This window comes from Corynebacterium sp. CNJ-954 (assembly GCF_001942345.1).
Lineage (GTDB): Bacteria > Actinomycetota > Actinomycetes > Mycobacteriales > Mycobacteriaceae > Corynebacterium.
This window is the reverse complement of sequence record NZ_MKKI01000022.1, coordinates 361,827-384,578: the sequence shown is the minus strand read 5'-3', so window position 1 is coordinate 384,578 and position 22,752 is coordinate 361,827. Positions and strand designations below refer to the sequence as shown.

The window sequence follows — 22,752 nt, the reverse complement described above, 5'->3', positions numbered from 1 at the left end:
CCTGTGGGTAGGCGGTAATTGCAAGGAACCGGATGGGCAGTTCAGTAAGCTCCACGGGACCGTGGACTGCCTCGCCGTCGAGCAGTAAAGCGTCCCCCGGCCGCATATGGTAATCAGTGTCCTGGTGACGATAAGTCATCTCACCTTCAAGCATGTAAAGAAGCTCAGTGCCGGGATGCTGAAACCGCGGATGGATTTCCGAGCGATCATGCAGAGTAACCAGCACCGGCTCAATGTGCGGTCCTGACGCCACGTCGCCCTGACCACGGAAGGAGCCGAGCAACTCGTAGATGTGATTGTGACGGGTTCCGCGACCATTGATGCGGGTGCCGGTACCTGATGGGGTGTACGCAGCGGGTCGTTCCACTTGAGCGTCGCGAAACAGCGTGGACACAGGGACATCCAGGGCCTCAGCAATCTGGGCGATTGAGGTTAACGAGCAGGACGTCTGAGCGTTCTCGATCTTCGACATCATTGCTCGTGACAGGCCGGCACGTTCTGCCAGGCCGGAGACCGACATGCCCCTGGACGTCCGCAGTGTGCGTACCCGGCGCCCGAGGCTTGCCTCGATCGACCGATCCTCGACTCCGCCGTCTCCATGGCTATCGGCCCCGGGCTCGGTCGCCGGTGCAAGCTCGTGGTCGGAGATATCAGCTGCCTTGGCAGGACTATTGTCACGGTGGGCCATGGTCACAGATACTAGCGTCACCGCGTCAGCCGAGCTGGGGTGCGCTATAGCCACCCGCACAGGAGTAGTCGTCACGGTCATCATGAGACGGCGGTTTTCAACGCGGTAGAGACGCCTCGGAAGCGTGTTGGCACATTGACGTCTCCCCGCGATGCCCCTGCGACCAGTGCGGCAGTGAAGTCACCGATCAGTGGGGCGAATTTCGCTCCGTGCCCTGAGCACGGGGAGACCACGGTGATGCCGTCGGCGCGGTCGATGAGAAAGTCTTCGCCGGGCAGGTTCGTGAACAGGCAGGTGGTCTCGGCATAGGGCTCTGGAACAAGACCGGGCATCATGGTGCGAACATACTCGATGACTCGTTCGCGGTTGGCGCCGTCGATACGCCCGTCTTGCGCTGCAGCCGAGGACATCTTGCGTCCGGCATTGTACTCGGCGAGCTTCTGGCCACGGAAGTCAGCGTCCATCCCTCCAGGCAGGCTGTAGACCTGGATATCCGGGGATTTGTTGATCAATGTGGGCCAGCTTGTCGAATGCCCCTCGGGTACCGGGCCGCAGTCGGCGTCGTCCCGGTAGGGGAAATGGTAGGCGTTCTCTTGGCTGACTTCGACGGGGGGAAGGTGGCGGAGAAAAGCGTCGGGAAGGTCCGCGGCCGCGAGGAGGTCAGCGACCCATCCGCCGGCAGCGAGAACGACCTGCCCGGCCTCAATCGTCTCGCCGGTGGTGGAGGTGACTGTGTAGCCTGGCTGGCGCCTCCCCGATCGGCGGACTGAAACGGCCTCCCAGTGTTCGAGAACTGCCGCACCGCTCTTTTTGGCCTCGGCAAGTTGGGCGTTGACTGTCGCTTCAGCGTTGATCACACCGGCACCGGGCTGCCAGAGCACCAGGTCACTGCCGGTGCATAAGGGATCGAAGGAGAGTCCGGGCCACTTCTCCCCCGCCTGATGCGCGCTGAGTAGTTCGTGTTCGACCCCGGTACCGTCGAGGATGTTCGCCAGAACGGCAGGATTGCGAATGCTCCCGAAGTCCAATGAGCCGGACGGTGTGATCAGTCGGCGTCCGTTGCGCCGTTCCAGGTCGTCCCATCCTTTCTTCGCCTCCACAGTGAGTTGTGTGTAGAGCGGGTCCGGGTAGGAATAGCGGAAGATGCGGGCTGAGCCGTGTGAGCTGCCCTGTGGTGAGGCAGCGATGTCGCGTTCGGCGACGATGACGTCGTAGCCGAGCTCGGCGAGCTTCCACGCGGCGGCGGAGCCGGAAAGCCCCGCGCCGATGACGAGGACGTCGGTCTGCAGTCCAGTCGGGGCTGTGGTCATCATGAATCCTGTGTCTTTCTACTGATGGTGCCTGTCCTGCGTGGTGCTGTTGTGGCAGGGAGGAAGGTCGGTTATCGTGAAGATGATTCTCTCTGTGAATCGATGTGTACTGACATGAAACACAACGGATGTGACGCCCATGTAACAGCGGCGTTGCATTTCTCAGAACAGGAGCCCGATATGACTGATCCGGCAAGAACTGCCGCCGACCTTGCTGCCGACCTCGACACCGAGACCGCACTGCAGCGTTTCCGCAGAATGTGGGCTGAGCTGGCTGAGATTGGGGTCACTGACACGGGTGTGCGTCGCTACTCCTGGACCGACGAGGATCGGCAGTTGCGTGACTGGTTCGCCGACCAGGCTTCGTCCCGGGGCATGGAGGTCCACATGGACCGCAACGGCAACCTCAGGGCATGGTGGGGACAGCCCGAGCCGGACTCGGTTGTCACTGGTTCGCATCTGGACTCAGTACCTGACGGTGGACTGTGGGATGGCCCTCTCGGTGTCGTTCTCGGGTTCCTCGCCGTCGACGTTCTTCGGGCTGCGCAGCAGACCGGCCAGCTCGAGACCCACCGGTCACTGGCAGTGGTGGACTACATGGACGAGGAGGGCGCCCGCTTCGGCGTGGCCTGCCTGGGCTCGAAGTTGATGAGTGGCGCAATCGCGCCAGAGACCGCACGGCAGCTCACCGACGTCGACGGGGTCAGCCTTGCCGAGGCAATGCAGGCCTACGGGGCTGACCCTCAGGCGATCGGTGAAGATGCCGTAGAGCTCGCCCGAACTGGGGCCCAAGTGGAAGTCCACATCGAGCAGGGCCGTAATCTCGCCGGCGCTCTCCCCGGGAGTGCGGACGGGGCGCCGGTTGGGGTGGCGACGGCCATCTGGCCGCACGGCCGCTGGGAGTTTACCTTCGATGGGGTAGCTGACCATGCCGGTACTGCCCGGCTGGCTGACCGGCATGATGCTGCGCTCCCTTTCGCGGCCACCGTATTGGCAGCGCGCTCAACAGCGGAGTCACTAGGTGAAGCCAGAGCAACGTTCGGACGGTTTCATGTCGAACCGTCCGGGCCGAATGTTGTCCCGTCCCGCGTGGTGGCGTTACTGGACGCCCGCGCCGCTGACGATGACACGCTTGACACTCTGGTCGAGACGATCACTGAAGCAGCTCGGTCAGCGGCGGACAACCACGGCGTCGCTTGTACGGTGACGAGACTGTCCTACGCTCCGGTCGTTGAGTTTGATGCCGATTTGAGAGACATGCACGCAAAACTCGCCGCTGATGCTGGAGAGTACCTGCCGGAGCTTCCCACGCAGGCCGGTCACGACTCTGGAATTCTGGCACCTCGGGTACCTACCTCGATGCTCTTCATCCGCTCACCACACGGGATCTCGCATTCACCACGCGAAGATGCTGCCAATGAGGATGTCCTGGCGGGGCTACGAGCACTGGTGCGCTCGTTGGCTGAACTGATCCGCCGAGGATGACGTCAATAGTGGTCAACGGGTTCACAACAAGGTTAATGGGTCGGTAACAGAGTCGACACCGACGGGAAAACCCCAGCTCGTAAGTTTCCTAGTGTTCAACATTGAATACTGTGAGTATCAAACTCATGGACATCGACCCTAGGAGACTGTCGACATGACCGCAGCAACCCAGGCGGACGCCACCCCCACCACCGCCGACTCAGCCACCGCCATCAACTTCCGCTACCTCAGCGAACCTGACATGATCGCCGCCGGGGTCCGCGACATCGCCCGCTGCGTCGAGGTGATGGAGGAGACCCTGATCCTGCTCAACCAGGGTGACTACATGATGGCCGGGCTCAACCACAACTCCCACGGTGCGATGATCTCCTTCCCCGAGGATCCCCAGTTCCCCGGTATGCCGCACGACGGCCCAGACCGCCGCTTCATGGCGATGCCCGCCTACCTCGGCGGCCGGTTCAACAACACCGGGGTCAAGTGGTACGGCTCCAACGCGGAGAATCGGAAGAGCGACCTTCCGCGCTCGATCCACGTCTTCGTCCTCAACGACACGGCCACCGGGGCTCCGAAGGCGATCATGAGCGCCAACATCCTCTCAGCGGTGCGCACCGGGGCAGTGCCCGGGGTCGGGGTGAAGTACCTGTCCAACCCGGACTCCACCACCCTGGCGGTCATCGGACCGGGAGTGATGGCACGGACCAACACCGACGCGATCATGGCGCTGCGCCCTGGCATCACCACGATCAAGGTCAAGGGCCGCAGTCAGCACGGCATCGACGGCTTCGCCGGCTACGTCAGCGGGAAGTACCCCGAGGTCACGGTCATCGGCTGTAACTCCATCGAAGAAGCGGTCGCCGACGCCGACATCGTCATGGCCTCGACCACCACCGATGCCGCCGGGCCGGAAGCCTTCCCCTACTTCAAGCAAGAGTGGCTCAAGCCAGGGTGTCTCGTGGCTGCCCCTGCTGCGGCACGGTTCGACGACGAGTTCCTCGCCCTGGATGCCCGGCTGGTGCTTGATGCCTATGGCCTGTACGAGGCGTGGGAGGAAGAGTACGGCGACCAGGCATTCGTGCTGCTCGGCATCCCGGGCACCAAATGGTATGACCTCGCTCGGGAGGGAAAGATCGACAAGTCGAAGATCGAGGTCGTCGCCGACATCGCTGAAGGAAAGGCCCCCGGCTGGGATCCGGAGACAGTGACCGTGTACTCGGTCGGCGGTATGCCGGTGGAGGATGTCGCCTGGGCGACGGACCTGTACTCCACTGCCGAGGAGAAGAACATCGGTACCGTCCTGAACCTGTGGGACAAACCCGAACTCGCATAACCGCCACGCCAGAGCGCCATTGCCAGTACCAACACCTGACCGCACCGCAAAAGCCGGGGGCCGAAAACAACGGCTTCGCCACGTCCATGCCCGGTATCTGCGTCGCCACATTTCGCATCTACTTGACTGTCTGACTTTTACGACTGATTCCTGACAAGGAGTGCTCATGCCTGCTGCAGACGTAGCCTGGATCCTCGCCGCATTCTCCCTGGTCCTGCTCATGTTCCCGGGGTTAGCGATGCTGTATGGAGGAATGCTCAACGGACGAAGCGTCCTCAACATGATGATGATGGTGATGTCCTCGCTCGCGGTCACCACCGTGGTCTACATCCTCGTCGGCCATGGCCTGGTCATCGGCGACACCGTCGCCGGACTCCGCCTGATCGGCGACCCCTTCGAGTTCGCTTTCTTCAACGACCTGATGACCGACGACGGCAATGGCAGCACCCTGAACGCCGCATTTTTCACCCTCTTCGCCGCCATCAGCGTGGCCCTGGTGTCCTCCGGGGCCGCCGGCCGCATGAAATTCGATGCCTGGATGATCTTCGCCGCGATCTGGGTGCTGCTGGTCTACGCCCCGATGGCACACTGGGTGTTCGCCGCCGACGACGCCGAAGCCGGGACGACCGGCGGATGGATGATCAACGTACTCGGACTGCACGACTACGCCGGCGGAACTGCGGTGCACATGAACGCAGGTGCGGCAGGCCTCGCCCTAGCGATCTTCCTCGGGCGTCGCGCCACGAAGGACGACCGCCCCCACAACCTCCCGCTGATGCTCATCGGCGCCGGGATGATCGCGATGGGCTGGATGGGTTTCAACGGCGGCACCGCCGGTGGAGCAAACTTCCTGGCCCAGTACGTCATCCTGACCTCACTCCTGTCCCTGGCCGGTGGCATGCTGGGCTTCATCATCATGCAGCGGATCGTCAACGGCCACTACACGCTGATGGGCCTGGGCACCGGCATGGTCGCAGGGCTGGTGGGCATCACCCCAGTCGCCGACGCGGTGCACCCGGTCGGCGCGATATTCGTCGGGATGCTGGCTTCAGCGGCGGCGTTCGGAGCGATCAAGCTGGCCCGGCGTTACGGGATCGATGATTCGGCGGACGTCTTCGCGGTGCACGGTGTCGGCGGGATGGCCGGTGCGATGTTCGTTGTATTCTTCGGTGCCGCCGCAGCACCAGCGGAACGTGCCGGTGTGTTCTTTGGAGGTTCATCAGACCTGATCTGGCGAGAGATCGTAGCGATCGTGGTGACTGTCGGGTTCTCGTTCATCATCACCTACATCATCGCCTGGGTGATGGACAGGATCCATCCGATCCGTATCACCGAGGAAGACGAGGGCAGGGGCATCGACGCCGTGCTGCACGATGAGCGGGCTTACGACCGGACGATGGAACCGACCGGCACGGCCGACGCGGAAATAAGCTGACCACCTTAAGCTGCTGAGAGTCTCACGGCGGGTGGGACACCCCTATATGCCACCCCACCACCGCAGGTTCTCGGCAGTTGTTCGGCTATCGCCCGGGTTCATTCCCCTCAGGCCCGGTATGACTACCTTCGACCGGTTCATCACTATCCGCCCAAACGCGAGACTCATAGTCATAGGCGATCTCATTACCTTCCTCGTCTGTACGCCTATACCAGTCGGTGAGGCTCTGGTCAGTCGAGTCGAAATCTGCACCGGCTCCACGTCCATCCGATGACGCCGAGACTTCAAGTTCGAAGTCGTCACCGTGCTCTTCCAGGCCCTTGATGACGGCATTCTGAATGACGTTCTGCGCGTATGTCCTCCTGATCGCCGCGGGATCGGTGGACAGATCCTTGATAAACGCCACCGCGATACCTACAAGTACCAGCGCGAACGGCATGGCGACGAGGATGGTCAGGTTCTGCAGTCCTGTGAGCGCGGTTTCTCCTCCGACGAGGAGCATCACCACGGCTATCCCCATCATGCACAGGCCCCAGAACACCACGATGACCTTGCGTGGTTCCGGATTCCCCCTTTCTGACAAGGTGCCCATCACCACGGACGCGGAGTCTGCGGAGGTGATGAAGAAGATCGCGAGAACCAACATCAGGAGGAATGGGGTAATTGCCCCGAGAGGCAGGTCATTGAACAGTGAGAACAGAACGTTCTCGGGCGACGCTGAACCGTCGAACCCTTCCTTGCCCTCCCTGCTGAAGCTGATGGCGGTGCCGCCGAAGATAGTGAATGCCAGGATGAGGATGAAAGTCGGCGCGATCGTCGTCGCGATTGCGAATTCTCGGATCGTCCGACCACGCGAGATCCTGGCGATGAACATACCGACGAACGGGGTCCATGCAATCCACCATGCCCAGTAGAACGCGGTCCATACCGACTGGAACTCAACCGTCTCCTCACCCCAGGACAGCCCTCGACTCATCATGTCGAGCATGTTGTCGAAGTAGCTGAGGATTCCCGCGGGCACCAGGTTCAGGAGGAACAGGGTGGGCCCCAGCAGGAAAACGAAGAGGACCAGCCCGAGGGTTAACGTGATGTTGATGTTCGACAGGTAGCGGATGCCGCGGGCGACGCCGGACACTGCACTGATGATGAAACATATGGTCAGGATGGTGATGATAGCGACGAGGATGGTGTTGGTCACCTCGCTAGCACCAGAGATGATCTGCACACCCTGTCCGATCTGGATGGCAGACAGCCCGAGAGTGGCGGCGGTGCCGAAGAGCGTGGCGATAATCGCCATGATGTCAACGAGCCGCCCCGCAACGCCCTCGGTCTGTCGTCGGCCGAAAAGCGACCGAAAAATCGAACTGATCAGGGTCACACGACCTCGACGATACGAACTATAAGCCAATGCTCCGCCGACCATCGCGTACAGACCCCAGATGAACAGGCCCCAGTGGAAGTGCGACTGCGCCATGGCACGGTGCAGCGCCGCTGGACTCTCGGCATCGACGGTTTCAGGCGGGGGGCTCAAGTAGTACGACAGCGGTTCCGAGGGGCCGAAGAAGAAGATACCGACGCCGATTCCGGCGCCGAACATCATGGCGATCCACGCGAAACGTGAGAACTCCGGTTTCTCGTCGTCCTTGCCGAGCTTGATCTTCCCGAAACGGGAAAAGGCCAGGTACGCCATCACGATTACACCGAGCATCATCGTTGTGTTCAACAGCCACCCGAAGTGCTCCAGAGCCCAGGTGAACATTGTCGAGGACACAGACCCCACTGACTCTGGGCTCGTGATCCCCCATGTAATGAACGAGACCATGAGGGCAGCGGTGATTCCGAAGACCACTTTGTCGAGGCCGAACCTGTTGCGCTGCTCTTCAACGCTGATGCCAGGAACCAGTCCCGGATGGAGGTCGTGGGGGTACAGCCCGACAGAGCTGTGGGTCGTCGAAGTCCGGAGCGCGTCAACGGGGTTCAGCGACGGTCTGTTCCACACGCGTTTACGATGTTCATTACGATGATCTGTGTCTTCTGGTTTGTCGCTCATGTCGGTGATCCTGTCTCTGCGGTTGATTGAGCTGGTTCTGGGGCCTTGTTATGGCCGATACGGGTCGGGTTGTCCGATGTACTGCACGGTGGAGTACTCCTCGATGCCCTCAGCGCCGCCCTCACGACCCATCCCGGACTGCTTCACCCCACCGAACGGTGCCGCCGCATTCGAGATCACCCCGGAATTGAACCCCATCAACCCGAACTCCAACCCATCAGCCAACCGGTACATCCGCCCCGGATCCTGCGAAAACACATACGATGCCAAACCGAACTCGGTGTCATTAGCCATCGCAACAGCCTCCGCCTCCGAACTGAAAGTGAAGATCGGAGCGATCGGCCCGAAGATCTCCTCACGAAACACCCGCGCATCCCTCGGCGCATCCACGATCACCGTCGGACGGAAGAAGTACCCCGGCTCGGTGATCGGCGCATCCCCGGTGATCGCCCTACCACCACGGGCCAACGCATCGCTGACCAGTGACTCCAGGTTCGTCACCGCTTTGGGCTCGACCATCGGGCCGATGTCGGTGTCCTCGTGCATCCCGTTGCCGACAGACAGGGCAGTCATCTTCGCAGCAAACTTGTCGGTGAACTCCGCGGCGATCGCCTCGTGAACCAGGATGCGGTTACCCGCGGTGCATGCTTCCCCGCCGTTACGAGTCTTGGCTGCCAACGCCCCATCAACAGCAGCGTCGATATCCGCATCGTCGAAGACGATGACCGGAGCGTTGCCACCGAGTTCCATGGAGGTGCGCAGCACATTGTCCGCCGCTGCTTTCAGCAGCGTCACCCCCACCGGGGTCGATCCTGTGAACGAGATTTTCCGCAGCCGCGGGTCAGCCATCAACGGCTCCGAGATCTGCGAAGCACTTGCCGAGGACACGACGTTGAGCACCCCGGCGGGAAGCCCGGCGTCGAGGAGTGTCTGTGCGAAGTACTGGGCGGTCAGTGGAGTGAGTTTGGCGGGTTTGAGCACCATCGTGCAGCCGGCGGCGATCGCCGGGGCGATCTTGCGGGTCGCCATCGCCAACGGGAAGTTCCAGGGAGTGATCAACAGACACGGGCCGACGGGTTTATGCCGGGTGGTCATGCGCAGCGTGCCTTCAGGGACCTCGGTGTGCCGGCCGTAGTGGCGGACGGTTTCTTCGGCGAACCAGCGCAGGTATTCGGCACCGTAGGTGACTTCTCCGCGGGCTTCGGTAAGGGGTTTGCCCATTTCCAGGGTCATCAGGGTCGCGAATGTCTCGGCACGGGCGCGGACCAGGTCGAAAGCGCGGCGCAGGATCTCAGAGCGTGTCCGCGGGGAGGTCCGGGCCCACTGGTCCTGCACTGCACAGGCGGCGTCAAGAGCAGCCACAGCATCCTCCGAGGTAGCCGACGACAACGTAGCGATAGTCTCGCCAGTAGCGGGATTATGGACCTCGAAGCTGGTGCGGTCGGAGGACTCGCGCCATTCTCCGTTTATGAGAACGCCAGTGGGTACAGCGGTGGGCAGTGACATACGGTGGTTCGCCTTTCGGGAAACTAGCCAGCTCAGTCGAGCGGAGTGAGATCGGAGCTGTCGAAGAACTGCCCCGCCTTGTAGATGATCGGGTCGTCCTCAGTGGCTTCAGCTGAGCGCACCCGTCCGACAAAGATCGTGTGAGTATGTGCCTGGAACCGCTCTTTGATCTCGACCTCGATGGACGCCGATGATCCATCCAGCAGTGGGGATCCGTTGGGCCCCTGATGCCAGTCGAGGTCAGCAAACTTGTCGGCCCCCTTCGACGCGAATGTTCGCAAGGTGTCACGTTGGCTACCACCGAGAATGTTGATCCCCATGTGGCTCGCCTGGAACAGAGATGCGTAGGTCGATGAGGACTTCTGTACACAGACCATGACCAAAGGGGGCTCCAAGGACACGGAATTGTAGGAATTCACGGCGAGACCCCGCGGTTTACCTTCCGCGTCCATGGCAGTCACCACGGTGACGCCCGTAATGAACTGACGGTTGAACGCCTTCAAGGCATCCTTGGTCGGTTCCCCATCCAAATTGTCGCTTACTGACTCATTCTCTTGATCGAATGCCGAGGCAAGAGACTTGAGACCGAGATCGGCAAGCAGAGCACTGGGGTCCCAGGTAGCTTCCTCGAGGATGATCCTGCCTGCATCGAAGGTGAGAAGGTTGGAACCATGTGTCACAACGCTGGTTCCAGTGGGTGGCACGTCGCCTAGGGGTTCAGTGAACGTACCCGTGGAATGCCAGTACACCGCAGCTTTACAGTCACGGTCGTCGCCGTCGATGACGATGTGATCGACGACGGTCGTCAAATCGGGGAACGCTGCACGGATCCCCAGGATGTCGGTCTTGATTGCCTCCAGATCGATCAGACCTCCCGAGTGCGCACTCTTGCGACGGAAGTTGTCGTCCGTGAGTTGATCGAAGACCGAGACGTCACCTTTGTCCCATGCCGCGTGCCATGCCTCGGTGATGGCCTTCTTCAGATCGTGGCTCATGCCCACCTCTCTCTTATGCAGGTGCCCGGCGTCGTCCAACCTGCCGGACACAACGCGTCTCTTGTATGCAACATTAGCGTTACGTTGCACACAACAAACGATAGAGAGTGTCGAGCATCACGTCAAGCGTTCAGAGCAAGTGGCTTTGAACTGCATAGGAGCATGACTTCTGCGTCGATCCAATCGGAACCTTGCATTACATCGCACTCTCGGGTTACATTCCTTGTATGCAACATACGACTTCGAGCACGTCGGCTCCCGCACCTGAACTGACACTCCACGAGCGAATCAGAGCTCGGATCGTCACCGGAGAATTCGCCCCAGGAGAGCAGATCCCGGAGACCTCGCTCGCTGAGGAATACGGAGTCAGCCGAACGCCTGTCCGTGAAGCGCTCAAGGCCCTGCAGATGATCGGGCTGGTCGAGATCCGGCCGCGAGTAGGGACGTTCGTCAGAGAGCCGACCCGACGCGAGATCATCGAGCTCTTCCAACTCAAGGAATCCCTCGAAGGGCTGGCCGCAAGCCTTATGGCACAGCGCGGTCGAGTACCCGAACTTGATGTTCTCGAGCGAAACGTCCTCGAATCCGACGACGCCGCCCAGCAGGGTGACAGTGCCCGGTACGCACAGCTGGTCAGCGAGTTCCACTGGACACTTGTCCGCGGCGCAGACAACGAAAAGCTCTACGAAACCTACGGCTGGCTCATGAATCAGCTGGCATACGACCACCTCGTCAAGAAGACCGTGACCGATCCCAAACGCCTGAGCGAGTCAGACCGGGAGCATCACGACGTACTTGCGGCAATCCGGGACAAGGATCCCTACGGCGCAGAGATGGCGATGCGGGCGCATGTCGGGGCGTCGAGCCGTGCTGCGCTCTACCAGAGTTTCGGTGATGACTTCGGACCGGGCGTCCCAGCCGACCACCACACAGAGGAGAAAAGATGACAGACAAACCAACTACCTTCGAGGAACTGGGAGCCAGTCTCGGTGTGCGAAGACTATCGCTGGCACATGAGGAAGTCGTCGCCGAGACTGGTAGAAGCCTGGCCCAGCCTGTACACAAGGCCGCGGCTATCGCGGTACTTCGCAATCCCTGGGTCGGCAGCGGGCCAGAGAGGGACCTGTCCACAGAGACTCGCACCGTGGCCCCGGTCCTGGCGGCACTCCTGGCACAGCGTTTGACTGATTCGCTTGGCGGGGCAGACAACATCGAGGCCTTCGGAAAAGCCGCGCTTGTCGGCACCGACGGCGAGCTCGAGCACGCTGGAGCGCTCGTCCACACCCCGTACTTCGGCAACCTCGTCCGCGAGTTGCTGGGCGGTACGTCCATCATCTGCTTCACCGACGGGAGGGTGCCGGAGGGCACATCGGTACACGTGCCGATGTGGCACAAGACCCACGCCGCCAACCGCGACCATTACCAGACGATCGACGTGAACCTCGCTGATGCACCTCACGCCGATGAGATCTGCGTGATCGCTGCGGCATCCACCGGACCCCGGCCGTTCCCCCGTATCGGTGACCGGCGCACCGATCAGCCGGTCACCACTGACATCCTGAAAGGACTCATCTAATGGAACTCCGTAAACTCACCACCACCGTCGACGAGATCTTCTCCGAGGGCGGCCGCGACGTCGACCCGGTGAAACGAGTCGTCGTCGTTGCGGCGGTCATCAAGAACCCGTGGGCGGGCCAAGGCTTCGTCGACGACCTAGCGCCTGGCATCGACGCCAACGCTTCAGATCTTGGGGCTCTCCTGGCTCCCCGAGTGATGGAAGCACTGGGGGTCCCCCTCGAGGCTTACGGCAAAGCCGCAATCGTCGGTACCAACGGCGAGATCGAACACGGCTCCGCTCTGATCCATACGTTGAAGTTCGGCAACCACTTCCGGGACGCCGCCGACGCCTCCACACTCCTGCCCGCCGTCGAGCGCCGAGGTGTTTCGGGAGCTTCCTTCGACATGCCGCTGAAGCACTTCACTGATGCCACGATCCGCTCTCACCACCAGACTGTGGAGTGCCGGGTCGCGGACGCCCCCCATCCTGACGAGATCGTCATCGCTCTCGGAGGTACGGGTACCGGGCGGCCCCAGCAGCGTCTCGCGGATCTCTCGACGGAAACGAAGTAGCGGGTCGTTCCCATGGGATATCCCATCGTTCTACTCCACGGCGTCGGCCTCGACGCCAGCATCTGGAACGCCGTTATTTCCACGCTGACCGACAGCGAAGGGGATGCCGTCGGCACGGTCATCGCTCTCGACCTGCCCGGGCACGGCGGTCAGCCCCCGCTGACAGCTCCCACCAGCTTGGCGGAATTGGCCGCCGACGTCGTGGGGCGGCTTCCCGGGGATCCCGATGAACCAGCCCATCTGGTCGGTTTCTCACTAGGGTCCCTCATAGCGCAGTACATCGCCGTACACTACCCGGCACGAGTCGCTTCCCTTACCTGCGTCAGTTCCGTCTGTGCCAGAACAGACGAGGAAACAGCCGCCGTGTTGCAACGCCTGGACACAGCAGCCATGGACTTTCCGCAGAGCGCACAGAAAGCACTGGAACGCTGGTTCCCAGATGAGCCCGGCATTCCGGATGCCCCGGCGCTTCGAACGCGGACACGACAGATACTGCTAGCGAACGACGTCAGTTCTTACCTGCACGCCTACCGTGTCTTCGCCGAAGGCGACAAAGAGCTGGAGCCGGAGCTCCACCGGATAGGGATACCCGTCCTCGCGGTCACCGGCGAATTCGATCCCGGGTCGACACCTGAGATGAGCAGACGTATCGCTGAGCGGATCCCCGGCACACCCGTCCACATCATCAGCGACGCCCGGCACATGATCCCTGATACCCATCCGGACCACCTGGCGGCACTGATCCGGCAGAACGTGGGCCGCGCCATCGAGCTTCACCACTGATTTTCACCACCGAGAGGAGCACCACATGACTGAACGCCTCGCCCACTTCATCAACGGGGAACACCACAGCCCGGCAGACAGGGAATACTTCACCTCGACGAACCCTGCCACACTCGAACCCCTGTACGAGGCCGCACGCGGAACAGCCGAAGACGTAGCCGTCGCGGTGGCAGCCGCCGACAAAGCCTTCCGGAATCCTTCATGGGCCGGTCTTACAGCGACGAAACGTGGCCATCTGTTGCGGCGGCTCGGCGACCTGATTGGCGAGAACGGCCCCGAGCTCGCGCGGTACGAGAGCCTAGACAACGGCAAACTGCTGCGCGAAATGACCGGCCAGCTCAAGAACGTTCCGGAGTATCTCTACTACTACGCCGGGCTGGCGGACAAGGTGCAGGGCTCACAGATCCCGGCATCCTCACTGGACATCATCAACTTCACCATGCGCGAGCCTTTGGGCGTAGTCGGAGCAATCACACCGTGGAACTCCCCGCTTACGCTGACAATCTCCAAGCTCGCACCAGCTCTTGCCGCAGGTAACACTCTTGTGATCAAGCCGAGTGAGTACACTTCCCGGACGATCCTTCGTCTCGCAGAGCTCGCTGTTGAAGCTGGTTTTCCCGCCGGGGTCGTCAACGTCGTCACCGGATACGGTGGAGAAGCCGGTGCCGCACTGGTCGATTCCCCGGAACTGGCGAAGATCTCATTCACCGGTTCAACGGGCACCGGGTCGAACATCGCCGCCAGTGCTGCGGCCCGCTTCATCGGCTGCACCCTGGAGCTGGGTGGCAAGAGCCCGAACATCGTCTTCGAAGACGCAGATGTCGACAATGCCGCCATGGGTGCAGTGGCCGGCATCTTCGCCGCAGCCGGCCAGACCTGCATCGCGGGTTCACGGATCTTCGCGCACCGAAGCATTCACGATGAATTGGTGGAGAAGATCACTCACCGTGCCTCCACCATCAAGATCGGCGACCCGTTGTCCGACGAGACCGAGCTCGGCCCGCTTGCGTTCGAGGACCAGTTGAACAAGGTGAAGTCCTACGTCGACATCGGGGTCAATGAGGGAGCCACACTGCACTATGGAGGCACCCGTCCTGAAGGCTTGGACCTTCCCGGTTACTTCCTCTCCCCCACTGTTCTCACCGACGCAACCAACGACATGAGGGTGTGTCAGGAGGAGATCTTCGGACCGGTGGCTGCGGTCATCCCGTTCGACACTGAAGATGAGGCTCTCCGCCTGGCGAATGATACCGACTACGGCCTGGCGGCCGGTGTCTGGACGTCCAACCTTCAACGGGCCATGCGCATGTCCCAGCGTCTCGAGGCGGGGACCGTGTGGGTGAACACCTACCGGGCGATGTCACCGATGTCACCGCGCCAGGGATTCAAGCAGTCCGGGGTCGGTATCGAGCACGGCATCGAATCAATGAGCGAGTACACGCGACTGAAGTCCGTCTGGATCAACACCGACGAAGCCCCCGTCGCTGATCCATTCGTGATGAGGGGATAGACCACCGTGCCACTGATCGACGTATCCATCGCTCAAGGCAGAACACCCGAGCAACTTCGGAATCTTATCGACGGTCTCCACCGTGTAGCAGAGTCCACCGTCGACGCGGCTCCGGAAAACATCACCGTAATCGTCCGCGAGGTCCCCCCTGACCTTTGGGCGAGAACAAACACCACCATCACAGAAAGGAAATGACATGCGATTCTCACTATTCATCCACATGGAGCGTTGGGATGACTCCATCAGCCACGAGGAGCACTGGAACAACCTCGTCGAGCTGGTGAAAATGGCTGAAGAAGGAGGCTTCGGCACTGTCTGGACCGGCGAACACCACTCAATGGAGTACACCGTCGCCCCCAACCCGATGGTGGCTCTCGCATCTCTCGCAGCGCAGACCAGCATCATCCGCCTGGGTGCAGGCACCATCATCGCTCCATTCTGGAATCCGATCCGTGCTGCCGGCGAGACGGCCCTCCTCGACGTCATCAGCGACGGTCGCGCAGAACTTGGTGTCGCCCGCGGCGCCTACCAGTTTGAGTTCGATCGCATGGCTGGCGGACTGTCGGCCAAGGACGGAGGCACTTACCTCCGCGAACTTATCCCAGCGGTGAAGAAGCTCTGGGAAGGCGACTACGCCCACGATGGTGCGCACTGGTCCTTCCCGGTTTCAACCTCGGTACCGAAGCCGATGCAGCAGCCCGGACCGAAAACATGGGTCGCTGCGCGTACACCTGAAACCCATGAATTCGCCATCGCCAACGGCTGTCACGTCCAGGTCACGCCTCTGATGAAGGACGACTCGGAAGTGCAGGACCTCAAGAACAAATTCGACGCGGCCGTGGAAGCCCACCCAGAAGCCGACCACAATCCCGAGATCATGGTCCTGCGGCACACCTACGTCCACTCGCCGGACGATCCGGAGGGATGGCGTCCCGGGGCCGATGCTGTCAGCCGCTTCTACCGCACCTTCAGCTCGTGGGCGTTCGGAAAAGAATCTCCAGAGGACGGCTTCCTTGAACCACAGCCGCTGTCCACGGTTGAGGACCGGCCGGAGTTCGATGTCGACTCACTGCACCACAGCGCAATGATCGGAACTCCGGCGGAGATCACCGGGCGCCTGAAATCTTACGAAGAGATGGGATACGACGAGTACGCCTTCTGGACGGACAACTCGATGTCACACGAAGAGAAGAAGAAGTCCCTGCAGTTGTTCATCGACGAAGTAGTCCCGAACTTCCAGTAGGAGAGCTGAGGAGGATCCGGTATGAGTAGCATCCATGTTATTCACGGAACTGTGGAGCACGGTGATCGCCGCGGGCGGGAGCTCGGTTTCCCGACCGCGAACATCGACATCTCCGATGTTTCTCGGTCCAGGGAGACAGATCTGACCGGTGTGTGGGCAGGCCGGGTCGAAGACTCGGCCACCGGAAACAGCTTCGTCAGCACCGTGTCTGTGGGAAGACGTCCGACATTCTACGATCGTCAGGGACCACTACTAGTAGAAGCTTTCCTTCTTGATTTCGCTGGCGACCTGTACGAGAGGAATCTCGAGGTTCATCTTGAACGCTTCATCCGTGGTCAACAGGATTTCGCGTCACTGGACGAGCTTATCGACTGCATGGAGACAGATGTCTCCGTAACCAGAATGTATGCAGCAGAGTCGCGAAAATTGACTGCGGGTGTGACCGTGTCCGATTAGCGTACGTCTCCCATTCCGATCGGTTCCGAATCATCGGGTCTGTACACATTCGGCGGTCGGCGGTTCACCGGGCTCGTCGAGGAAAGGAGGCGCGATTAACAACTGGAAGATAGCCTCTGGCGCTACCGGCGGTCGCGCGCCACTCATCACCTGCATGACTGATCGATGCCCTTGTTCGTACTGCTTTACCGTAGATCTCCTGAGGGCTCTGCCATGTGCGACTCCGGAGCGGATGGCGTTTGGTCGTTCATCCAACGACCTTCTTGCCTCCCTGGCATGGTTCGGGCACCTTTCAACGTAGGGCGGTTGCGAACATCGCCGCTGCGCGGCAACACTGGACTCCATGTCCTCCGAATCCATTCCCCCGCAACTGCGAGGCATCGTCAGCACCTACATCGACGCCACGACCACCGCGGCACCGACGGCGCAGGACGCTGCCCTCACCCTGGATGATGACGCGCACCTGATCGCCGCCCACGTGAGCGGCGAATGGGACGACGACGACCGGGAGCACCGGACGAGAGCACACCAGACCATCGTGACGATGCTGGACACCGCCTCCTCCGAAGACCTGGCGGCCGTCCGCGACGAGCTCTCCGCGGCGGCGGAACACCTGGTCAAACACTCCCGAGTTCAACGAGCAGCACGCCGCCCATGATCAGGATGATGCCGCAGGTCATCAACAGTGTCAGCGGCTCCTTGAAGAAGGCACGACTGAGAACCGCGGTCAGCGCGACCCCTGTCGCTGCCCAGATCCCGTAGGCCACGCCCAGTTCCATCCCCTGGACAAGCGCAGACGACAGTGCGGTGAACGCCAGGACGTAGCCCACTCCGACAGGAATGTACCAGGCCCTCGTGCCTGTGACCGACATGCGTAGACAGATGGTCGCCGACACCTCGAAGACGACGGCGGCGACGAGAAAGACCCACGCCATCAGGCCACCCCTCGCTGCCCCTGTTCGTCGAGACGACGCTGGTTCGCCCGTTGCGAACCGATCTCGACGAGCAGCACACCGCCCATGACCAGGACGATACCGAGGGTCTTCATCGCGGTCATCGGCTCGCCGAAGACCGCCGAGGCGAGGATCGCCGTCAACGCCACACCGGACGCCGCCCAGACTCCGTAGGCCACGCCGAGCGCGAGTCCCGCCTTCAGCGACTGGAAGAGCATGACGAAGGCGAAGGTGTAACCGAGGACGACGGTGATGTACCAGGCAGGGTTGTCCACAGCCGCCTTCAGGGAGAGCGATGCGCCGACCTCGGAGAAGATCGCCGCCAGCAGGGTGAGCCAGCCGATCATCCGTCCACCTCCAAGGACGTCAGGATGTCACGTGCGACCTCGAGGACCTCCAGGCGTTCTTCCTCACCGGGGTCCAGGACGCCGGTGGCCGACGCCAACCATGCACCGTCCGCCATCAGCCGCACACCGTTGAGCCGGGCACGCGCCGAGGAGTCGAGACCGGTACGGGTGTCTTCCTCGATCACGACCCAGGGCGCGATGCGCTGCTGCCACCGGGCGGTCATCTGCTTGCGCAGCCGAGGGTCGGCGAGCATCACGATGTCCGACGTGCCGAAGGTGGAGGACAGGGTGAACTCGGCATAGGCGGTGATGCGCTCGACAGGTCCCGCCCCCTGCACCGGAGCGCCGAGCGCGTCGTTGAGCTGCTTCTCCCACCGGTCGACGACATGGTCGACGAGGGCAAGCATCAGCGCTTCTTTGGACGGGAAGTGGTACATCAGTCCCGGCTTCGTGATTCCTACCTGTTTGGCGACCCGGTCGAGGGACAGGCCCCCTCCCGCGGCGGACTCATCCAGCAACTGGAGTGCACCGTCGAGAATGCTGGTTCGTTGGCTGTTCACGCCCGCTGACTTTACCATCCGGAAGGTAAAAAAAACTGCGCCGCCCCGTTCGCACATCAGTGGTACACGACCTGCACACAGCACAGAAAACGCCGTCCCACTCCGCTGAGTCAGCGGGGTGGGACGGCGTCAGTGCCGCCGAGATGATCTCGGCGCAGCCGGAAGACTACTTCTCGGCGTTCTGGCCGGCCTTGAACGGGAAGCCCAGCTCGCGCAGCAGCGCACGGCCTTCGTCGTTGTTGGTCGCAGAGGTCACCACGGTGATGTTCATACCGCGGGGACGGTCGATGGAGTCGACGTCGATCTCGTAGAACATGGACTGCTCGTTGAGACCGAAGGTGTAGTTGCCGTTACCGTCGAACTGCTGGTCCGAGAGACCGCGGAAGTCGCGGATTCGGGGCAGGGCGACGGTCAGCAGACGGTCGAGGAACTCCCACATGCGGTCGCCACGCAGGGTGACGCGGGCGCCGATGGGCATGCCCTCACGCAGCTTGAAGTTCGAGATCGCCTTCTTGGCCTGGCGGATCTGCGGCTTCTGACCGGTGATCAGGGTGAGGTCCTTAATGGCACCGTTGATCAGCTTGGAGTCGCGGGCTGCCTCGCCGACACCCATGTTCACGACGACCTTGGTCACGCCGGGGATCTGCATGACGTTGTCGAACTGGAACTCGTTGTTCAGGGTCTCCCGGATCTCGCCGCGGTAGCGGGTCTTGAGGCGGGGGGTGTAGTTGTCGCTCATCAGATGTCCTTCCCGGTGCGGCGGGAGATGCGGATCTTCTTGCCGTCCTCATCGAAGCGGTAGCCGACGCGGGTGGGCTCGCCGTCAGCGTCGAGGACCATCACGTTGGACACGTGGATGGGGGCCTCCTGGGTGACGATGCCCTCAGACTCGGCGCCACGCTCGGGTGCGGAGTTGACGACGTGCTTCTTGATGCGGTTGACGCCCTCGACAAGAACCTTGTCTCGCTGCGGGTAGGCCTCGATGACCCGGCCCTTGGCACCCTTGTCCGGGCCCGAGATGACCAGGACGGTATCGCCCTTACGGATCTTCATGAGTTACAGCACCTCCGGAGCGAGAGAAACGATGCGCATGAAGCGCTTGTCACGCAGCTCGCGGGCGACCGGCCCGAAGATACGGGTGCCGCGCGGGTCGTTGTTGTCGACGCCCTTGATCAGGACGGCTGCGTTCTCGTCGAACTTGATGTAGGAGCCGTCCGGACGACGGGTCTCCTTCTTGGTGCGCACGATGACGGCCTTGACGATGTCACCGGACTTGATGGCGCCACCGGGGGCTGCTTCCTTGACGGTGGCGACGACGACGTCGCCGATGCCGCCGGAGCGTCGGGTGGAGCCGCCGAGCACGCGGATGACCAGGATTTCCCGGGCTCCGGTGTTATCGGCGACCTTCAGACGCGATTCCTGCTGAATCACTTCTAGTCTCCTTGTAGACCTAGTAGTTCTGTGCGCGTGGGATTACCGACCCTCACGCGCGCGGTCCGTGCCTCTCCGTGGCCACTCAGGATCACCCGCCGGCGTACAGGACACGGCGGACGAACCTGTGGACCACAGGCAACCGCTCAAGTATGCCACTGGCAGAGACACGGACCAAACCCGACGATCACCCATCCCGTCAACGCCACGAGCAGCCGGCACCGCCCGAGTCTCTCCAGGCTCTCGATCGGCGGAATGACGAGCGAGCCTAAAGGCCACACCACCCCCGATCGGCGGGATGTGCGACATATCACAGTAACACTGCGACTTTGACTACATCACAATCCCCGCACCCGTCACGCCTCGTGTAAGCGCACTGCACCGGAGAGCCGCCGTCACAACGCGTCACCACGAGTACCCGCCGGGGCATATACCTCCCTATCTGGAACGATGCCGCCAATGCCCATCAAGAATGACAACACCAGACACCGCATGCAATCCGCCCCGTAGGTGACATCCATATGAACTAGTCATCTCCACGAGATTGCCTCGACCTACTCAGGTAAGGCTCTCACAAGTGATGGTTTTACCCACTGATGCATTTTCTTTGGAATTACCCCACGACAGATCACGGCAGCGCTGGTAACTTCTTCGACGAACGGCGGGACCCCCGCCTCCGGCCGGAGAACCGCACCTCCGGTCGGCCGCACAAGTTCAGTGAGGATATACACATGACCTTCAAGAAGGGCCTGCTCGCCGCAGCCACCGCCACCACCGTCGCCATCGCCGGCACCGGCATCGCCTCCGCACAGGACGATACCCCGGAGACCCCGCCGACCGAGGAGACCTCCTCCTCCGCCGAGCTGCTCGGCAGCATGGAGGGCTCCACCGAGACCCTGGGCATCATCAACGACTTCGGCAAGGCTGTGGCCGGCTCGATCAGCATCCTGCCGAACATCAACGACGCCGTGAACGACTTCCAGGACATGGTGGACGACATCGCCGGGAAGATCCCGAACTTCCCCTTCTGATGTGACGCATCATCAATGATGCTGGCCCCTGCGGGGCCATCCAGAAGCGGCCCCGACCACATGGTCGGGGCCGTTTCCTGTGTCCGGACCCCCCGTTCGTGGGACACACTCCAGATTGAGCTCTACCGGCGTGCACACGGACCATCCGCGCCCGGTTACCGTTCTCTGAATATCCCGGCGCACACGCAGCCGCCTGTCACAGCTGTTCCCATTACCCCTCCCCGTACCGCGTCCGGGCAGCGCCGCACTGCGCACACCGCAAAACAACCGATACCCTCCCCCGTATTCACCGTCTGATCAGCAAGAACATATCGGTATCCGACTCACATCCGGCATGCTAAGTTCTGATTCGTACCCCTCACCAACGATCCTCAAGAGGAGCGAATCGCCATGAAGACCCGCAAGACTTTTCTGACCGCAGCAACCGCCGTCACCCTCGCCATCGCCGGAACCAGCGTCGCCTCCGCACAGGAGGAACTGCCTGACGACGCCAGCACCGGAAGCTCCGCCTCCAACGAAGATTCCGGCAGCGCCCCGACCGCAGGCTCCGCCGAACTCTCCGCAGAGCGCGACGTCTTCGGATCCGTCACCGGCGCCGATGCCCTCGGTTCCTGGACCGGTGACCAGTTCGACTACGGCAAGGCCACCGAGGCCCTGGTCAGCCTCGCCGTCGGCGGCGCAGCCGTGGCAACTCTGGCCGGCGCCTACACTGCCGCCATTGACGCCTCTGACGCCTTCCAGGGTGTCCTGCAGAACAGCCGGAACTTCATCGAGAGCCAGCTCGGCTAGTTCAGCCACCCCCTCAACACCCCGTCACCGTGACGGGGTGTTGTTCTGTCTGCAGTATCAGTTTCTTCCCCCGTATCCGCTGAGGATCGAGTGGACCCCCGCCAAGCCCCCCATAATGAGTGGTTCGCCTGCAACCGTCCACGATCGGACGACAACATCATTACCGCAGATAAAGTACGCGATCGTGGTGTCGCGGCAGCCTGCCGACACGCTCAGGGCGCGAATTAACAGACGCACGGTGTGGAGATTTTCTCTCTGATACCAGATTATGGATCAGGTAAAACAAGTTCTTCCGCGTCGGCACTGTCGTGTCGGCGCTCCCTGACTCAAGAGGACTCAACACATGAAGCTCAAGAAGACCCTCCTGGCCGGCGCCACCGCCGCCACTGTCGCCTTCGCCGGTGTCGGCGTCGCCTCCGCACAGGAAGGATCCACCGACCTGCCTGCCAGCTCGATCTCCCAGTCCTCCGAGGAAGGCTCCGGCGAGGGGTCCTCCACCTCGGAGATCACCGGCTCCCTCAACGACCTCTTCGAGGAAGACGGCATCCTCGGTTCCTTCGGCGGTGACGGCGACTGGGTCAACGGGATCGGCAACATCGGCGACGTCGCGGGCGCTGTCGCCGGAATCATCGGCCTGATCGGTGCCATCCTGGCGTTCATCTAGGCCCATCGCCTGTCAGCACCAGGCCCGGGCACAGCCCCTGCTTTCATTGCGCGAGGCTC

26 protein-coding genes are annotated in these 22,752 nt (G+C 61.9%); 15 read left to right on the top strand and 11 right to left on the bottom strand.

All coding sequences use genetic code 11. The annotated features are described in order from the left end of the window. Both BJF89_RS09665 and BJF89_RS09660 read right to left on the bottom strand, forming a co-directional pair. Positions 1-688: XRE family transcriptional regulator (locus BJF89_RS09665; RefSeq protein WP_083650633.1), on the bottom strand; the 688-nt coding region annotated here is incomplete at its 3' end. Between the two features lie 80 nt (positions 689-768). Then, positions 769-2,001: an FAD-dependent oxidoreductase gene (locus BJF89_RS09660; RefSeq protein WP_222843822.1), complete on the bottom strand. Its 1,233-nt coding sequence runs from the start codon at positions 1,999-2,001 to the stop codon at positions 769-771. A gap of 177 nt (positions 2,002-2,178) precedes the next feature. Here BJF89_RS09660 and BJF89_RS09655 point away from each other — a divergent pair, with 177 nt between their 5' ends. From BJF89_RS09655 to BJF89_RS09645, 3 genes are all read left to right on the top strand, one after another. Next, the gene (locus BJF89_RS09655) at positions 2,179-3,483 is read left to right on the top strand and encodes an allantoate amidohydrolase (RefSeq protein ID WP_083650619.1); all 1,305 of its coding nucleotides are present in this window, start codon (positions 2,179-2,181) and stop codon (positions 3,481-3,483) included. Between the two features lie 154 nt (positions 3,484-3,637). Next, the gene (locus BJF89_RS09650) at positions 3,638-4,810 is read left to right on the top strand and encodes a tyramine oxidase subunit B (RefSeq protein WP_075814319.1); all 1,173 of its coding nucleotides are present in this window, start codon (positions 3,638-3,640) and stop codon (positions 4,808-4,810) included. A 166-nt stretch (positions 4,811-4,976) separates the two neighbouring features. After that, positions 4,977-6,245: an ammonium transporter gene (locus BJF89_RS09645; RefSeq protein WP_075814317.1), complete on the top strand. Its 1,269-nt coding sequence runs from the start codon at positions 4,977-4,979 to the stop codon at positions 6,243-6,245. An 85-nt stretch (positions 6,246-6,330) separates the two neighbouring features. On the opposite strand, the gene BJF89_RS09640 is transcribed toward BJF89_RS09645, so the two are convergent. Genes BJF89_RS09640 through BJF89_RS09630 form a run of 3 tightly spaced genes read right to left on the bottom strand, consistent with a single transcriptional unit; the run spans position 6,331 to position 10,796 of the window. Beyond that, positions 6,331-8,295, bottom strand: a complete 1,965-nt coding sequence (locus tag BJF89_RS09640; protein ID WP_083650618.1) for a BCCT family transporter — start codon at positions 8,293-8,295, stop codon at positions 6,331-6,333. Positions 8,296-8,343: 48 nt separating this feature from the next. Beyond that, positions 8,344-9,801: an NAD-dependent succinate-semialdehyde dehydrogenase gene (locus BJF89_RS09635; RefSeq protein WP_075814315.1), complete on the bottom strand. Its 1,458-nt coding sequence runs from the start codon at positions 9,799-9,801 to the stop codon at positions 8,344-8,346. Positions 9,802-9,833: 32 nt separating this feature from the next. Further along, positions 9,834-10,796 carry a flavin reductase gene (locus BJF89_RS09630; protein ID WP_075814403.1) on the bottom strand — a complete coding sequence of 321 codons (963 nt, stop codon included), beginning with the start codon at positions 10,794-10,796 and terminating at the stop codon, positions 9,834-9,836. Positions 10,797-11,023: 227 nt separating this feature from the next. Here BJF89_RS09630 and BJF89_RS09625 point away from each other — a divergent pair, with 227 nt between their 5' ends. The 9 genes from BJF89_RS09625 to BJF89_RS09585 all read left to right on the top strand — a co-directional run bounded on the left by BJF89_RS09625 (position 11,024) and on the right by BJF89_RS09585 (position 17,576). Beyond that, positions 11,024-11,743 (top strand): GntR family transcriptional regulator, encoded by a 720-nt coding sequence (locus BJF89_RS09625; protein WP_075814313.1) that lies wholly within the window; start codon positions 11,024-11,026, stop codon positions 11,741-11,743. Then, the gene (locus BJF89_RS09620) at positions 11,740-12,372 is read left to right on the top strand and encodes an amino acid synthesis family protein (protein WP_075814311.1); all 633 of its coding nucleotides are present in this window, start codon (positions 11,740-11,742) and stop codon (positions 12,370-12,372) included. Before BJF89_RS09625 ends, BJF89_RS09620 begins: the two co-directional genes overlap by 4 nt. Next, entirely contained in the window at positions 12,372-12,926 is a 555-nt protein-coding gene (locus BJF89_RS09615; protein ID WP_075814309.1) for an amino acid synthesis family protein, read from the top strand. Before BJF89_RS09620 ends, BJF89_RS09615 begins: the two co-directional genes overlap by 1 nt. A 12-nt stretch (positions 12,927-12,938) precedes the next feature. Further along, positions 12,939-13,709, top strand: coding sequence for an alpha/beta fold hydrolase (locus BJF89_RS09610; protein WP_075814307.1), 771 nt, complete (start codon positions 12,939-12,941; stop codon positions 13,707-13,709). Positions 13,710-13,734: 25 nt separating this feature from the next. Next, entirely contained in the window at positions 13,735-15,219 is a 1,485-nt protein-coding gene (locus BJF89_RS09605; protein ID WP_075814305.1) for an aldehyde dehydrogenase, read from the top strand. 6 nt (positions 15,220-15,225) lie between these two features. Then, positions 15,226-15,414, top strand: a complete 189-nt coding sequence (locus BJF89_RS09600; RefSeq protein ID WP_075814303.1) for a tautomerase family protein — start codon at positions 15,226-15,228, stop codon at positions 15,412-15,414. A gap of 1 nt (position 15,415) precedes the next feature. After that, positions 15,416-16,462: an LLM class flavin-dependent oxidoreductase gene (locus BJF89_RS09595; RefSeq protein ID WP_075814301.1), complete on the top strand. Its 1,047-nt coding sequence runs from the start codon at positions 15,416-15,418 to the stop codon at positions 16,460-16,462. 21 nt (positions 16,463-16,483) lie between these two features. Further along, positions 16,484-16,918 (top strand): riboflavin kinase, encoded by a 435-nt coding sequence (locus BJF89_RS09590; protein WP_075814299.1) that lies wholly within the window; start codon positions 16,484-16,486, stop codon positions 16,916-16,918. 343 nt (positions 16,919-17,261) lie between these two features. Next, complete coding sequence (locus BJF89_RS09585) at positions 17,262-17,576, top strand: hypothetical protein (RefSeq protein ID WP_075814297.1); 315 nt, start codon at positions 17,262-17,264, stop codon at positions 17,574-17,576. Here the strand turns inward: BJF89_RS09585 and BJF89_RS09580 are convergent. The 6 genes from BJF89_RS09580 to rplN form a co-directional block, all read right to left on the bottom strand. After that, positions 17,536-17,853, bottom strand: coding sequence for a multidrug efflux SMR transporter (locus BJF89_RS09580; protein WP_075814295.1), 318 nt, complete (start codon positions 17,851-17,853; stop codon positions 17,536-17,538). The two genes, BJF89_RS09585 and BJF89_RS09580, sit on opposite strands and share 41 nt — an antisense overlap. Then, entirely contained in the window at positions 17,853-18,218 is a 366-nt protein-coding gene (locus BJF89_RS09575; RefSeq protein WP_075814293.1) for a multidrug efflux SMR transporter, read from the bottom strand. Before BJF89_RS09575 ends, BJF89_RS09580 begins: the two co-directional genes overlap by 1 nt. Then, complete coding sequence (locus BJF89_RS09570) at positions 18,215-18,778, bottom strand: TetR/AcrR family transcriptional regulator (protein ID WP_158026055.1); 564 nt, start codon at positions 18,776-18,778, stop codon at positions 18,215-18,217. Before BJF89_RS09570 ends, BJF89_RS09575 begins: the two co-directional genes overlap by 4 nt. Positions 18,779-18,944: 166 nt before the next feature. Further along, positions 18,945-19,517 (bottom strand): 50S ribosomal protein L5, encoded by a 573-nt coding sequence (rplE, locus tag BJF89_RS09565; RefSeq protein ID WP_038546352.1) that lies wholly within the window; start codon positions 19,515-19,517, stop codon positions 18,945-18,947. Continuing rightward, entirely contained in the window at positions 19,517-19,831 is a 315-nt protein-coding gene (gene rplX / locus BJF89_RS09560; protein WP_038546349.1) for a 50S ribosomal protein L24, read from the bottom strand. Before rplX ends, rplE begins: the two co-directional genes overlap by 1 nt. A 3-nt stretch (positions 19,832-19,834) precedes the next feature. Beyond that, a complete protein-coding gene (gene rplN / locus BJF89_RS09555; RefSeq protein WP_038546346.1) occupies positions 19,835-20,209 on the bottom strand; it encodes a 50S ribosomal protein L14 in 375 nt (124 codons plus the stop codon). 731 nt (positions 20,210-20,940) lie between these two features. Between rplN and BJF89_RS18860 the strand changes: the two genes are divergently transcribed. The 3 genes from BJF89_RS18860 (at position 20,941) to BJF89_RS09540 (ending at position 22,693) form a co-directional block, all read left to right on the top strand. Further along, the gene (locus BJF89_RS18860) at positions 20,941-21,240 is read left to right on the top strand and encodes a hypothetical protein (protein WP_075814289.1); all 300 of its coding nucleotides are present in this window, start codon (positions 20,941-20,943) and stop codon (positions 21,238-21,240) included. Between the two features lie 390 nt (positions 21,241-21,630). After that, positions 21,631-22,029, top strand: coding sequence for a hypothetical protein (locus tag BJF89_RS09545; RefSeq protein WP_075814287.1), 399 nt, complete (start codon positions 21,631-21,633; stop codon positions 22,027-22,029). 343 nt (positions 22,030-22,372) lie between these two features. Next, positions 22,373-22,693, top strand: coding sequence for a hypothetical protein (locus tag BJF89_RS09540; RefSeq protein WP_075814285.1), 321 nt, complete (start codon positions 22,373-22,375; stop codon positions 22,691-22,693). Positions 22,694-22,752: the final 59 nt, after the last annotated feature.